Source organism: Hahella sp. HNIBRBA332 (genome assembly GCF_030719035.1).
GTDB lineage: Bacteria > Pseudomonadota > Gammaproteobacteria > Pseudomonadales > Oleiphilaceae > Hahella.
Genome location: NZ_CP132203.1, coordinates 5,127,178 through 5,140,966 on the forward strand (window position 1 = coordinate 5,127,178; position 13,789 = coordinate 5,140,966).

The 13,789-nt window shown below is 52.0% G+C and carries 16 protein-coding genes; 2 read left to right on the plus strand and 14 right to left on the minus strand.

Going from position 1 to position 13,789, the window contains the following annotated elements; translation table 11 throughout:
- Positions 1 to 92: 92 nt before the first annotated feature.
- Positions 93 to 497, minus strand: a complete 405-nt coding sequence (locus tag O5O45_RS22645; RefSeq protein ID WP_305901602.1) for a hypothetical protein — start codon at positions 495 to 497, stop codon at positions 93 to 95.
- 85 nt (positions 498 to 582) lie between these two features.
- Positions 583 to 876 carry a hypothetical protein gene (locus O5O45_RS22650; protein WP_305901603.1) on the minus strand — a complete coding sequence of 98 codons (294 nt, stop codon included), beginning with the start codon at positions 874 to 876 and terminating at the stop codon, positions 583 to 585.
- A 372-nt stretch (positions 877 to 1,248) separates the two neighbouring features.
- On the opposite strand from O5O45_RS22650, the gene O5O45_RS22655 reads away from it, so the two are divergent.
- Positions 1,249 to 2,082: a peptidoglycan-binding protein gene (locus O5O45_RS22655; protein ID WP_305901604.1), complete on the plus strand. Its 834-nt coding sequence runs from the start codon at positions 1,249 to 1,251 to the stop codon at positions 2,080 to 2,082.
- A gap of 15 nt (positions 2,083 to 2,097) precedes the next feature.
- On the opposite strand, the gene O5O45_RS22660 is transcribed toward O5O45_RS22655, so the two are convergent.
- The 11 genes from O5O45_RS22660 to O5O45_RS22710 all read right to left on the minus strand — a co-directional run bounded on the left by O5O45_RS22660 (position 2,098) and on the right by O5O45_RS22710 (position 11,316).
- Positions 2,098 to 3,117 carry a hypothetical protein gene (locus O5O45_RS22660; protein ID WP_305901605.1) on the minus strand — a complete coding sequence of 340 codons (1,020 nt, stop codon included), beginning with the start codon at positions 3,115 to 3,117 and terminating at the stop codon, positions 2,098 to 2,100.
- Positions 3,084 to 4,034, minus strand: coding sequence for a tetratricopeptide repeat protein (locus O5O45_RS22665; RefSeq protein ID WP_305901606.1), 951 nt, complete (start codon positions 4,032 to 4,034; stop codon positions 3,084 to 3,086). The genes O5O45_RS22660 and O5O45_RS22665 overlap by 34 nt, the downstream gene beginning before the upstream one ends.
- Positions 4,031 to 4,510, minus strand: coding sequence for a hypothetical protein (locus tag O5O45_RS22670; RefSeq protein WP_305901607.1), 480 nt, complete (start codon positions 4,508 to 4,510; stop codon positions 4,031 to 4,033). Before O5O45_RS22670 ends, O5O45_RS22665 begins: the two co-directional genes overlap by 4 nt.
- Positions 4,497 to 5,390, minus strand: coding sequence for a hypothetical protein (locus O5O45_RS22675; RefSeq protein ID WP_305901608.1), 894 nt, complete (start codon positions 5,388 to 5,390; stop codon positions 4,497 to 4,499). Before O5O45_RS22675 ends, O5O45_RS22670 begins: the two co-directional genes overlap by 14 nt.
- Positions 5,377 to 6,237: a hypothetical protein gene (locus O5O45_RS22680; RefSeq protein ID WP_305901609.1), complete on the minus strand. Its 861-nt coding sequence runs from the start codon at positions 6,235 to 6,237 to the stop codon at positions 5,377 to 5,379. Before O5O45_RS22680 ends, O5O45_RS22675 begins: the two co-directional genes overlap by 14 nt.
- 163 nt (positions 6,238 to 6,400) lie before the next feature.
- On the minus strand, positions 6,401 to 7,099 hold the full coding sequence (locus O5O45_RS22685; protein ID WP_305901610.1) for a zinc metallopeptidase: 699 nt from the start codon (positions 7,097 to 7,099) through the stop codon (positions 6,401 to 6,403).
- Between the two features lie 354 nt (positions 7,100 to 7,453).
- A complete protein-coding gene (locus tag O5O45_RS22690; RefSeq protein ID WP_305901611.1) occupies positions 7,454 to 8,752 on the minus strand; it encodes an ATP-binding protein in 1,299 nt (432 codons plus the stop codon).
- A 61-nt stretch (positions 8,753 to 8,813) separates the two neighbouring features.
- Positions 8,814 to 9,419, minus strand: coding sequence for a chemotaxis protein CheC (locus tag O5O45_RS22695; RefSeq protein WP_305901612.1), 606 nt, complete (start codon positions 9,417 to 9,419; stop codon positions 8,814 to 8,816).
- 2 nt (positions 9,420 to 9,421) lie between these two features.
- A complete protein-coding gene (locus tag O5O45_RS22700) occupies positions 9,422 to 9,790 on the minus strand; it encodes a response regulator (RefSeq protein WP_011394649.1) in 369 nt (122 codons plus the stop codon).
- Between the two features lie 98 nt (positions 9,791 to 9,888).
- Positions 9,889 to 10,476 carry an acyl carrier protein phosphodiesterase gene (locus tag O5O45_RS22705; protein ID WP_459077235.1) on the minus strand — a complete coding sequence of 196 codons (588 nt, stop codon included), beginning with the start codon at positions 10,474 to 10,476 and terminating at the stop codon, positions 9,889 to 9,891.
- 69 nt (positions 10,477 to 10,545) lie between these two features.
- Positions 10,546 to 11,316 carry a substrate-binding periplasmic protein gene (locus O5O45_RS22710; protein ID WP_305901614.1) on the minus strand — a complete coding sequence of 257 codons (771 nt, stop codon included), beginning with the start codon at positions 11,314 to 11,316 and terminating at the stop codon, positions 10,546 to 10,548.
- 321 nt (positions 11,317 to 11,637) lie between these two features.
- Between O5O45_RS22710 and O5O45_RS22715 the strand changes: the two genes are divergently transcribed.
- Complete coding sequence (locus O5O45_RS22715; RefSeq protein ID WP_127968251.1) at positions 11,638 to 12,327, plus strand: hypothetical protein; 690 nt, start codon at positions 11,638 to 11,640, stop codon at positions 12,325 to 12,327.
- A gap of 29 nt (positions 12,328 to 12,356) precedes the next feature.
- Here the strand turns inward: O5O45_RS22715 and O5O45_RS22720 are convergent, their stop codons facing one another.
- Complete coding sequence (locus O5O45_RS22720; RefSeq protein ID WP_305901615.1) at positions 12,357 to 13,628, minus strand: esterase-like activity of phytase family protein; 1,272 nt, start codon at positions 13,626 to 13,628, stop codon at positions 12,357 to 12,359.
- Between the last annotated feature and the right edge of the window lie 161 nt (positions 13,629 to 13,789).

Here is a 13,789-nt window from a genome sequence, read left to right on the forward strand (position 1 = left end):
TGAGAAAGCAAAAAACAGGAACGACCATACCGCTCCTGCTAATAACTGTAACTCTCTCAAGCCAGGTCTGCACAAGGCAATGTCAAATTTCCTTAGTGTTCTTTAGCGACAGCGGCCAGCAGGCTCTGCAACTGCTCCCGATCATTGGCGGAGAAACCGGCGGCAAAGGCGATCGCCACCGACTCAAATGGATATTTTTTGACTAAAACGGCTGCGCTAGCGTAGGGATCATGAGCCTCTGCGCTCGCAGCAGGAGCGTGTCGACGCGCTTTCCTGCGCAGCCCCATCCACATCAACAGGCACGGCGCCGCCAGCACCAAAAAGCAAGCCAGCCCCGTCAAGGAATACGCCGCCGCAGATCCCAGCATGGGCTGCAACAGCATGACCAGCGCCTTAAACTGTAAAGCCAGGCCGCCAAGAATCAACGCTAACGCAAGCAACCAAACACCCATCGCTGTCAGCACATAGAACAATAACCATCGTACCGCTTCTTTCATGGCAGTTTCCTCCATGCCGGGAAAAACAAGGCCGCCAATGCGGCCTCTCGGCGCTCGCTAAACGCGAGCGGGATGCTTCAGCGCATCAGGAATGCTTTCTTGAATCCAACACCTTCGCCATCACCAGTCCTAACACAAAGCTCATCAACAGACTCAGAAATGGACGTTCGCCGATTTTTTCTTCCGCCGCATGTACGGCTTTGTTGGACTTTTCACTGACAGCGCTTATCGCCTCTCCAGCTCGGGATTTGGTGTCGTTGTAAACCCCAGCGGACAGTTTGGCTATATCTTGGCGTAACGCATCCAAGTCTCTTTTAAGATTGGCGTAATCGGGGTTCTCGGTTCTATCGCGAGCAAATGCTTCTTCTCTGACACTCATTTTCGGTCTCCTTGTTGGTTAGCAGGCGTCGCCTGACATGCGCCTGTCTGCAACAGGGAAATGGCAATTATCATGCCGCCGTCCTGATACCCCCACAACCACGCTGATGAGCAGGAGGAGTGATGAGCAACGCAAGAGCCGAGCCGGTGGTCGCCGTCCTCATACAACGTAATTTTTGCAACGCATTTGTGCAAAATTGCATATTTTGCAAAGCCGATTGCATATAACGTTCTCTTAGAGCGAAAGAGGATTGCCTCCAGGTCGATCTTGGACCAAGCTTTAACTTATCCCGAGTCTTTTCCGGACCAATCCAGGGAGGCGCGGTGGAAACTTCCGGTTGCTTTAAATCGCATTTACATCGGGGGTGGGATTATGGTCGACACCTTACACGACAAACGTAACATTCCTTCCGTCGTTCGCGAGGCGCCCGCCTCAGAGCGATCTTCCAGATTCCAGGCGCTGACAGAAATCGCCTTCGCGAGACCGCTGGAAACCCTTAGCGTGGAGCAACTGCGCGAGCTGCAGATCGCGCTCCATCGCCTGGGATATCCAGTGGGTGACATTGACGGCCTTTATGGACCGAAAACCCGCAGCGCCTGGGCCGAATTCAAAATTGACGTGTTTCCGGGCAACCCAACGCTGGTCGGTCCCCAATCCCTGGCGGAACTGATCCGGCTCGCCACGGAGTGCTACGAGTCCGCACACTATGACTTCTCCAGCATGCCCCAGGTCAAACAAGCCATCTGTGACGAATGTAAAAAGCAAGGCATAGGACTGCCGCAACAAATCGCCTATGTGCTGGCGACGGTGCAATGGGAAACCGCGCAAACCTTCGAACCGGTCAAGGAAGCCTTCTGGTTAAGCGAGGAATGGCGCAAGCATAATCTGCGCTATTACCCCTACTACGGCCGCGGCTATGTACAGCTCACCTGGGAAAATAACTACCGTAAATATCAGCAGCTCCTGGGCGCGCCACTGGTGCAGGAACCCGATCTCGCCATGCAGCCGGAAATCGCCCTGTTCGTGCTAACTCATGGCTTCATGACCGGCGCCTTCACCGGCCACAAAATCTCAGACTACATCAACGAGAACAAGAAAGACTTCCTCAACGCCCGCCGCTGCATCAACGGACGCGACCGCGCCCATGAGATAGCGGAAATAGCGCAGGGGTATTTAGCTGGCGGGACGGTAAGCGGCGGCGGATAACCGGTGAAAACCGTATCAAATCGCCGCGCGTAACTGCTTTTTCAATATGGCGCGGGCTCGAAAAATCCCGCGCCACTCTTTAAAAGGGCCGCTGATATCATCAGAACAACAAAAGCTGAAATACTCACACAGGGAAAAGTGAGGGTTAAGGTTCGGGTTTGGAATACGTCTTGCGAAAATGGCTTTCGCCAGTTTATTAAGATCAGATGAAACTCGTAATCCATGAGGGACGAAATAGATAACCAAACCCGCCAGTAGCCATCCGCTATAGTCACCGGAATACAGCTTATACCCAGTGGCGAAAAGCAGAACAAATACAATTAGCAGCAATAGGTTCGCGATCACTTTACGTTCATGCAAAGCTTTGAGTCTCAAGCAAAATGCCGCTCCCTGGAATTCTGCGCCAAAAGCCTCAATCTCCCTTAAAATTTTGTTCCGATTGAAGAAACGATTGCCGACGGAGAAAAAATCATATTTGTGATAACTAAGCACTTCCCCAAACAGCTTCATTCCCAAGCCGCGCATCAGAGGGAGCAGTGTCGTCAGATCCTGAGTCGGCGCAATAAACCTCACATACTGTTTATCCAACACAATCCCGTCAATCCGTTGTAGCGCTTCAAAAAACAGCCGGGCGCCATCGCCATGCAGGGTCCATTCAATCTCCTGCCCTTTTTCTTGCGCCTCAATGATTGCATCAGCAAGTAGTGCTGATGCTTTTCCGATATAGGTATCCTGTGATGCTTTGAGCTTTCCTTTCGACTTCGCATACAAAAAAGGCGGCAAGTAAAACAACTCGTAATCAGGACCTATGGCTTCCTCGCCTTTGGCTCTCCAATTAAAAGGGGCGCAGGTCCATCGCGCCTGTTGACTGATAACCATGTCCATTCCCATGTTCATGCCATTTACCAACACAGAGGAACAGCGAACTCTCTCCCCTCGCTCCCCTGCAATACGGGCCTCTTTTGTCTGATGGATAAGATAAAAGCCCGGCGTTGCGTTCACTAAATCAAAGGAGTCAGCTTCTCTATCCAACATTTCTCTTTCCGTTTACATAAATGACGAATAGCGCCATACAAGACACCATACAACACGAGAGGCGCCACAAAACCACCAAACCCCACAGCGAAGAAAGTCCATTTATCATTTGATTGCTCCATACTGGCGTCAAAGAGTTCGGTGAGAGGCAGCCCAAAGGCGATCCCTAAAAAAATCAGTACGCTATACGCCAACACCAGTGCGTCAAAACCAAGCTGACGCAGCTTCATGTAAAGCTGCCGCACGCCCTGCAAAAACGGTTTACTCCTGGTCTCAATCTGGCTTAACAACTCCATGGCGTCAGCGCTTTTTCTATTCGCCGCAAGCCCCCAGAATATATGGCTTCGCGCTTCTTCATACTTATTCAACTGAATACAAATTCGCGCCATCAACATCAGCGCCCGCTGATTAGTCCCTTCCAGGCGTAATGCGCGATCGCCATAGAAATAAGCCTGATCCCATTCTGAGCTGTCGCAGTAAAACTCCGCCAGGGCGTAAAAGACAGCAAAATCATTTGGGCGCTCAGACAAGAGCTTCTTCAACGGCGCCTGGATATCTGATCCCTGCTGCAGGCGATCCAGCCGAAGAGAAGCGATTTGGTAGGCAGTAGATTGCGGCTCTAATTCCAAAGCCAGCTCAATATGCCTGCGAGCGGCGTCATAGTGTTTGATAGCTTCAGAAACGGCCGCAGCTGCGTAATGGCAAAATGCGCTGCGACGATCTTCCGCCACGCCACGTTGGGCTTCCACCCGCGCCGCCAGCATCCGGTTTTGCGGAATAAGACATAACGCCAACAGAGCATGCCCCTCAGCCGATGGAGTCGAATCCAGTATATCTTTCAGCTGCCACGTAGCTTTTTCATAATCCAGATGGCTATAACTGCGCCATGCCTTACTAAGGCTTCTATCGAGCTTCATATTATACCCATGAGAACAAGGCGCCCTATCTCTGAGAAGTGATCAGGCGCGTCCAAAGCCCCCACAGCCATAGCAAGTACTCCGGCGGCGACTAAATCAAACTCATTGTCTTTGTCCTTGAACTTCGATCTATCGCTCCATGGACTTCGCGACACAAAGAGATAAACAGTGATGCACAACTTCCATGTAACCAACACCAGCAAACATCCCTCATACCCTAGAGAATCGGGAGCAAACAGGGGCAGCAGCAGTCCTGCAAGCAGGTAGCTGCCTGTAACGCCTACCACCACAGCGGCTATTTCCCTGATATAGCGCGGATTACCTGCTATCCATCCCCCTAGAATAAACAAGGGCCAGCCAAGCCAAACGCCATTCACAAGAAAAGCAATCAAGGGCGTTATCGGGTTAGAGATCAAATACGCAAAATAGTACTTGTGGGCCCCGTGTCCTTCATCCGCAAGCTTATAGTCGCTCATTGCCGCTCCCTGGTTTTGTTCCGGTCATTGTCGCCGGCCAGTCGGCCTTTCTCAGGAGCGGGAACCTCCCGGACTCTGTCTCGCTGGATTTGTAACAAACGCTGGCGAGAAACTCCGCCATATTTTGTTTGACCAGTTCCATAAAATTGGTGTCTTTGGTGTCGCTGGGACCTTTTTGCGAGGAAAGCTCTACGGAAACCTGAAGCAGATGCTCGCTTGTCAGCGGAAGCAGGTAGAAAAGTCGCCGATAGGCGCCTGGAATACGCACCTCATAGTGAAACCACGTCAGCCCGTTAGCCTCTTTTTCCATCAGATCGTCCATGGTTATGGGGTACTGAAGCTGCTGTCCCGAATACACCTTGCCCGCTTCAAAGCGTATTACCTTATGCATAGATTTTTTCGGTAAATAGACAGTCGCATACAGTTCCCGCCAGTCGTCCTCACACGCTTTTAATAGCCACCGCTTCAGCGACCCAGCGCTACGAAAGTCAGTGTCGCTATTCATACAGGGCAACCGACATAGTTCCATCTCCAGCAGGGCCTCTCCCACTACTCCCTCATGGTCGCAATAGCCCCACCCGGCATAAACAATGGATAACCTTCTGACCGGAACATCGTCTAGCCTCGTCAGTAAAGTCTCTTTATAAAGATCCGCTTGCTTGGAAATAAAGTACGATTTTCGCTGCTCACCCCAAGAGGTCGTCTGAGAGGCCGAGCTTACTGGCAGCGAAAAGCTTAGTGTGCTCCGAGACAGCAGGATTTCACGCACTGGAGCAGACTTGAAATCCGGCCCCGAGAGACTCGATCTGGACCCTAAAGGCAGGACTGATTCGCCTTGCTGGAGTGCGCCTTTTCGCCGTGCGCGGTTAAACCACTTCATCCGCCCTCCTGTCCGCAATATGGACGTCCGTTCTGGCGTAAGGAGAGTATATGACCCGAATTTCGCGCATCAGATTTCGAATATCGAGAGGGATGACATCGTCAACGTTCAGGTTGGGACTGAAATAGTCAGGTGTTTTGTCGTCGAGATAAAAAGTAAGGGTGACAACATGGCTGGGAGTCACCGCCGCGTGGGCGACCACGTGGCCATGGTCATGAGGTCTATAGGCTTCATATATCAGCCAGGGAACGCCATTGATCAAACAAGTAAGCAGTTCCTCCGGTTGTCGAGGACGTCGCCAAAGTCGCAAGTCTTCGACAATATTTTTTCCTTCCAACTCATTCCCATAAACAGCCTTGATCAATTTACCAAAGGCTTTTACCGAATCTTTATGGCTATCCCGCCCCCCTAGCCCCAATTCTTCGAGGCGTTCGGCAACGATCTGTTTATCTTTCTCCCTAAACGACTTCTGTACGGAGGTTAACACCCACTCAGCCAACTGCTCGATGTCGCGTAAATCCAAACCATCACTGTCTTGCGCCCACACCAACTTGGCGAACACACGCAATTCCGCCACAGGATTCGCTTTCTTTGATGCGCCGGATAAATGATAGGGAAGGACGAACTTCAGGAGATCAATATACGGGAGCCGGTCCCACATCTCGTAACTCAACTCCTGATAGATATCGTACACACCACACAAGCCCAGAGAGATGTGACGAGCTTGCGCCGGGTAAGGAATGTTCAGCACGATGCCGGAAAGGTTGACCAAATAACGAGGCATCGCGGCGAAGTCATGTCGGACAATGGCGTTCTGAGCCGAATGCGGTGCAGCTGATGTGGACATGTACTCCCTTAACTTCGTGTGTCATCCATATAGAAACTGGATGTCGCCTTGGGCGGGCAGGAAATTTTGGGAGAAAAGTTTAAAGAATCGGGCAGTGAGATAAATAATCCATTCAGACTATTTCGCTCCCGCTACCCCTTGAAAGACACGCCCCCCAACGAGCTTAGCGTGCCGCCCCACGCAATATGGCGATCCAGCGCCATAAACGGAACATGTCCGCCAGGGTGTTGGCGACGTAGGTGAAAGACTCCGCTCTCAGTATGCGACGCACGGCGGCTTCCTGTCGGGGGGTAATGTATTCTCCGTCTACCAGGATCGGCAGCGCTTTGTTAAAGCTGGCGTCCCACTCCAGCGGTAATACGACCATCTGCGCCGCCACGGAAGCCAGCAATGCAATCAAGCCTGTGGCGATGGTTAGCAGCACCAGTTGCGGGACGTGCAGCACCGCCAGAATGACAGGGGAAAACATGAAAATAGTGAGCGCCAGTTTTTCCGCAGACTGGGCTGCCGGAGAGTATTTCGCTCGCAGCTTGGTGATGTTCTCGCCGCGAGCGTATTGGATGGCGTGCCCGACTTCATGGGCGGCGACAGCAACGGCCGTCAGGGATTTGCCACGGAATGTCTCAGGACTCAAACGAATGGTTTTTTCTTGTGTCGAGTAGTGGTCGCCGCCGGACTGCGCCATAACCACTCTGACGTCATCCAGTCCGAAGCGTTGGACCAGATGGGAAGCCAACTCGCCGCCGGTGCCCGGCATATCGGCGATATCAGCGGAATACTTTTTCTTTACATGGCGGACCCATAAGTGCGGACCAGCGATGACGATTGCTAATACGGATGCGATTATTATTATCAGGTGCATACTATTACGCTCTCACAAAAACCAAGCCTACCTTCACTACATCCCCACCGGTTATCCGATGCATTTCGTGCAGCAGTTTCTGCTTCGTCTGGGAGCCCTCCGAGCCAGACGAGATTCGGGCTGTCTTCGCCAAGCCGGCTTCCTGCCGCCTTCTTAGTAATAAATTCAACGCTGACGCTCTGCGCCGTCGTGATCGAAAGTTATTTCAATCGATCTTTTTATTCCTTAGACAGGGTTAGAGTGTAGCCTCAATACTCAGCTTAGGCAAAAAAGACTATACGCAAAGGAAGTATGGGCTAATCCACTCTTATTAACCCATAGCGTCAATCTGCCGTCAGAGGCCTCAATGAATATTTAGTCATCCTCTTCCGCCTCCTCCTCAGGCTGGGTTACCGGAAGCCAGATAGTGAATGTCGTCCCCTCTCCTGGCTTGCTGCTCACTTCCATACGTCCATGATGTTTCTGCACGATGCTGTATGACACCGACAGCCCCAATCCCGTTCCTTTACCTACGGGTTTAGTGGTGAAAAACGGTTCGAAGATACGATTGAGATTCTCCGTAGAGATGCCGGAACCGGAGTCGGATATCCGAATGAATACCATATCGTCCTGTAACCCTGTGGAGATTTTGATGACGCCCTGCTTTTCAATTGCATGCGCCGCATTCACGATCAGGTTCATGAACACCTGATTGATCTGGGACGCGATACATTGCACCCGGGGAATATCGCCATAGTCTTTTTGCACTTCGGCTTTAAACTTCACCTCGTTCCATACGACATTGAGCGTGCTGTCCATGCCATTATGCAGATCCGCCAACTGCCAGTCGGATTCGCCGACATGCGAAAAGCCCTTCAAGTCCTGCACAATGCGTTTGACTCGCTCGATCCCATCCTTGGATTCGTTGACCAGCGTAACCAGATCTTCTTTCAGATAATCGAAGTCATATTCTTCCTTGGCCTTGTTGACGGCGTCCCGAATCGCTGTGTCGCCCACCTTCTCAAACTGTTGTTCATAAACTTCAATGACCGCCAACAGATCATTCACCATATGCCCCAGAGACCCCATGTTGGAGTACACATAGCCGGTAGGGTTGTTGATCTCATGGGCCACGCCTGCCGCCAACTGCCCAATAGCCGCCATCTTTTCTGACTGCAGCAATTGATTCTGCGCCTCTTCCAGCTTGGCGATGAGTTTCTTCTGTTCCTGCTTTTCGTGTTCCAGACGGGCGGTCAGCTGCTCCAGTTGCAGGGTTTGTTCAGCCACCTCGGTGACGTCAGTGATCATGATCAATACGCCAGTGACTTCATCCTTTTCATCCGTTAAGGGGGAAAAGGTGGCGTTCTGATACATCACATCAAGCCCTCCTGTCATCGGACGGCTGGTAGGGAAACGAAAGATGTAGGGGCGTTTTTTCCAGTCGGTGAACGCCATGTTTTGAATGGTGTACACCGTGTCGATTTTTTTCTTGAACCAGCTTTGCGGCAGGTCGGGAAATACGTCAAAGATGCTTTTGTCGATCGCGTTCGCTTCGCCGCTGTTGATCTGCATGAATTCGTTCCAAAAACAGATCCGGCAGTCCTGATCCAGAATGACGATCCCCATGCTGATTTGCTGCAGCACATTCTCCAACAGCTTTTGTTCGAACGACATCCCCACTCCTTCCCGCAAGTCCTTTACTTACGCGCGTCTTTCGCCAAACGCGCGCCATGGGTCAAACGCCTTTGAGCAACTTATCCACTGCGGTGACGACAGTGGCGATGGATTCATTCGCAATACAGATCAGTAATTCACAGAAAAAGGCGTGCGCTTCAATTTTGAACTGGATTTCCACCAGCAGCGCTTCTGAATCCTGAGGCAGACGTTGGTTTTCGAGAGCTTCCGCCACGGTCTTTCCCTCCACCAACAGCCCGGGGGTGGAGAACGACGATTTACTGAAATTCAGCTGCTGGCTCAAGCCGGTAATGCAGGCTCCCACCAGAATATTGGTAACGTCGAGAATCAGCTCTTCCTTGATCCGTTGGGTGTCGCCTCCCTGGGAATACCCCATCAATTCGGCCAACTCATTGGCGCCGTTCATGCCGTAAAAGATCACCACCTCACCCCGCAATGGCCCCACAAAGGACTGCCGGGTGGCGATGATGGGCGTATCGCCGAGTCGCTTGATCAACTCCGGGTCGGACTGAGATTTGAGGGAGTAGAGCTTCGGCGCGGACAGGACAACAAAGGTTTCAATCAGGCGAGCAAGCCTGTTAGCGCCCTGCCCCATGGCGATATTGAATATTTCCTGCAGCGCGTCTAACTGGTCTTGAGTAAACATCTTTAAAGTAAACCGATATCGTGAATACGCTTTCTCAACAATTCCGTGGTGACGGGTTTACCGATAAAGCAGGCCGCTCCCAACGCCAGCACTCTCTGCTGCGCCTCGGGCTGAATATCGGCGCTGATGACGCAGACAATTGTGTTCGCTTCCGCTTCCTTCAGCTTTTTCAGCACGGTGTAACCGTCCATTTCCGGCATGGTTAAATCCAGAAACATAACATCAGCCTTACCGGCATAATAGGCGTCGAGCGCTTCTTTACCATTACGGGCGAAGGTGATTTCCACATCGCTAAGCTGCGGAGGCAGGGCGTTCATCACCATTTTCCGTGACAGTGACGAGTCGTCTGCAATAACAATATTCATTGTCATAGGCATTCTCCATTGCGGGCCGTACCGTTTAAGTATAGACAATGAAAAACAGCTGGTGCGGAATCGCCGCCAGCCAGAGACAATAAGTGCTGAAGTGGCTAAAAAGAGTTGGTATCGACGCCTTCGACGTAGGCCAGCAACTGAGGATAAAAGTCCATAAAGCAGACCTCCAGCGCCTGATAATGAAGCTCCACTTCCTCGCCTGAGCCATACATCGTGGTGCGCCGACTCAGTCTGGCGGCAATGTTGTCCAGCGATCGGTGTATATTCGACAGGTGCGCGTAGCCGTTCAGCCAATCATGCTCGCTCATATGGAGCACAGTCCGTTGCGCTCTTGGCGGCATCAGCTCGTATTCTTCCTGGAGTGACGCATAAACGCCGACAGCGAACTCTTCCAACGAGTCCGCATACCAGTCACGCCAACTCCGAGCCAGGAAATGATCAAAGGCCACATCCACAATAATTCCCGCGAAGCGGCGACGATAGGGAGAAATCAACGCCATGGCCTCTTTGACCAAAACATGATTATCCGTATATAAGTCGATGGCCCGATGCAGACGTATTCCAGTGGCCAGCGACGCTGGCAAATAATGCAGCTCCGCGCCCTTTACGAAATCGCCAAGAAAGGCGCCCGTGAATGATGTCGCGGAAACATCCGCCAAATGAAAGTGCGCCAGGAAATTCATAAGAAGCTAAATGAAGCTAAATAGAGAGGAACTGCGGTGAACAGGAAGCCCTCCCTGGCCTCCATTCGGTTAGCGATAACGGGCGATAATTTCGTCGATTTTACCTTCGCTACGCATCTTCGCCAGCGTTTCGTTAAGCAGGTCGACGTACTGTTGCGGCGTATCCACATTCAACGCCAGATACATCTCCGCCTGATTGAATACGTACGCGGGTTGCGGTGAGGGATATCCCGCCTGTTTCGCATAATAAGGGCCTGAATAAGGACCGGAGATCCACAAGTCAATGTACTTGCCGTACAGACGCTTGAGGTTAAGCGTATCATCATCAATCAGGCTGACGTTCACGCCTTTTTCAATCAGATACTCGCTGGCGATATCGCCTTTGTATCCGCCCACCCGGTACTTCTTCAGATCGTCAATGCTGGTGATGCTAACGGACTCATTGGGACGGCTGAACGCAACCCAGGAATCCTCCACCAGCGGCCCCACCCACTTGAACATGCTTTCGCGCTCTTCTGTGCGGGTGGTGGAGAATACGCCGCGATAAGCCTTGCGTTGCGCGTGCTCAAAGGCGTAATGCCAAGCGCGCAGCTTCATGTTGTAGGGCAGTTTGGCGCGTTCGAACAGCATTTTCACTATATCCGCAGAGACGCCGTATATCTGGTCGCCGGAGTGTTCGTACTCACTATTATTCATGCTCATGTTGTACGGCGGGTAGTTTTCCGTAACCAGAAGAAATGTCTCCACTTTTTCCGCCGCAGACGCGGAGCCCGCGCCCAAAAACAGCGCCAGCAATAGAGAATGGAAGGAATGTGCGATCAAAAATTTAAAGACCCGCATTTCGAACAGATGCTCCCCTTATTGGAAATAGTTTTGCTCAAACTAGTTTGGTTCTTGTTTGGAAGATTCGCCAGTATATCAGCTAATTAGCTTAGGAACGCGGAAATAGCGCTGACGCGCCGCATTTTCAGCGTTATGATTGTCGCCTGAAGAGACCGGAAACACCCGAATCCCCCTGACATGCAAAGACAGGGCGAAAATGAATTTAATCGTGTAAAATTAATTGGCCCAAAGTTGATAAGTACAGCCACATGGGCTATTTACGATAAAGGGAAAGCAGAGCAAACTACTCGGAAATAAAATGGATTTAAGGTGATGGACATGCCGACTCTGGTGCAAGCAATATTCGGAAGGGGACAAGCCAAACTCAAACGGCTGCTGAAGGACTATCCGCCTTATCAGGCCCCGCATTCACAGGAACCGTTTTCCTTAACGATTGAGCAAGCCTACGCCAATCTCAACTACCTGATCGCGGAAAAAGCCAACCGTCTGGTTATTTACGGCGAACTGCTACGCAAGTTCGGCCTGGACTTGGACGAAGGGCTGCACAACGCCTCTCCGGAAGCCTTCTTGCGCGATCTTCACGCCTGGGCCTACAAGCACTGGCCGGAAGTCTACGAGCCGCATCTGGCGCGTAAAGACATATGGTTGAACTCCAAACGGGACGGCGATCATATTGTTTTCTCCATGTTGATGGACACCGCTATCGCCTTGGGTGAAATCGTGGTGAAGCATCGCCCGCGCACTTATTGGGGCCTGGATCTAAGCAACAGCAGCTGGCGCCTGCGTTACGTCAGCTATCAGCGGCCGGTATTATTGGGCGTTCCCGATCCATACCAGAATAATGCGTTCATGGCGCTGGACTTCGAGAACACCGCCTTCTTCCATTATTCCAATATTCTGGCCACGCCGCAGCCGGCGCAGCCGTTGGGCGTCAAAGTACTGTACGCCCTGCGCGAAGAAGAAACCCTGACCCAGGATCCCGCTGGCTTGTTCGGCAGACGGGCGTAACCTGCGCCGTACGCCCGTAGCGTTGTGAGTTAGTCGCCGTTCAAGGGTTTCTTCAGGTCAATGACATACAGGGTGTTGGCGTCTACGCGCCCTGTAGACGGCAGTATTTTTTGCGCTACATCGCCATTCCGCTCAGCCACTGCGAAATCATCGTCATTGATCACCGCCACTCTGTTTGCCCCCATAATCCACAACCCTTCCAGCTTATCGTGCGGATAATTCATCTGCGCCAGCAAGTCGACCACCAGCGTCTTGCGCACGGGTTGCACGCCCGCCGCCGCAAGCTCGTCCCAGCTTAGCTCCTCCATCGCCTTACCATTGATTTGCATGCCGTTCTGCGCGTCAAAATCACCGCTGACGTCCGTCGCCCCACGCAGATCAATCTTATATAAACGCTTATATTTGGCTTTTTCTCCCGCGAATCCGCCGTCCCGCTCCACCATCAGAAACTCATTCTGGGAGATAGCGGCGATTTCTGAGTTGGACAGGTTGTCCGCTTCCTGGCGATACAGATACTGATGGGTCTCACCTGTGGCGATATCCAAGGTCAGAATGCGCGTCAGGGTTTTATTCTTCACCGCTTTTTTGGAGGGATTGAACAGCGTGGATTGCATAACGCCCACCAGACGTTGCTCATCCGGCGTAATCGCCAACCCTTCCATGCCACGATTAGGTCTTCGATTGGCGAACACTTTCGGCAGTTTACGCCCCCCCTTCCCTGTTCCGAACGGATTAATGCGCTCCAGCTCATAGCCCGCGGAAGAGTAATGCACGATATGGGGACCATATTCATCGCTCACCCAAAAGCCGCCATCCTTGAGCGCTGCGATACCCTCAGGATCAAGTCCGTAGGGATCGAAACCCAGTACGCGACCAGCGTAATCATAAGGCGTTTCCCCCGTCGCCCCCATGCCTTCAGGGTTGGGCAACCCCGTAATGGGCTCGCCACCGGGCGCATGCAAAGTCAGCATGCGTACGATACGCAGTTCGCCGTTGTCGAGGCGCTCCACTTCAGCGATGCGTGGCGAATATTCCGGCACAGGGAACTTCTTACCTTTCCCTTCCGTTCCCTCAAAGTCCACATTGGGACCGCGATCCGTCAAGACATAGAAGTGGTTGGGTTTCAGCGGATGCGCCGTCATGGCGGAGCCAAATCCGCCATTGCGCACTTCCACGCCATTATCCAGTTTCTTCATCACCGAGTAGGCGAGCGCGCCGACAAGTTCTTCTTGCGCTGACGCCGTGGCGACAAATGCGCTCAAACAGAGTGCATAGGCGCCCTTACTGAGAAATGTTCGCATAGTGATTCCTTAAAGAAGACGTTAAGCCCTCCTCTGATATCAACCCTGCATGACAAATTCATGAAAAATTATCATTTTTTGAACAACTCTCTGAAAAATAAGCAATAAACTCTCACGGTTTCACGGAAACATAAACTATAGTTAATGCGTGCGCGGAGGAC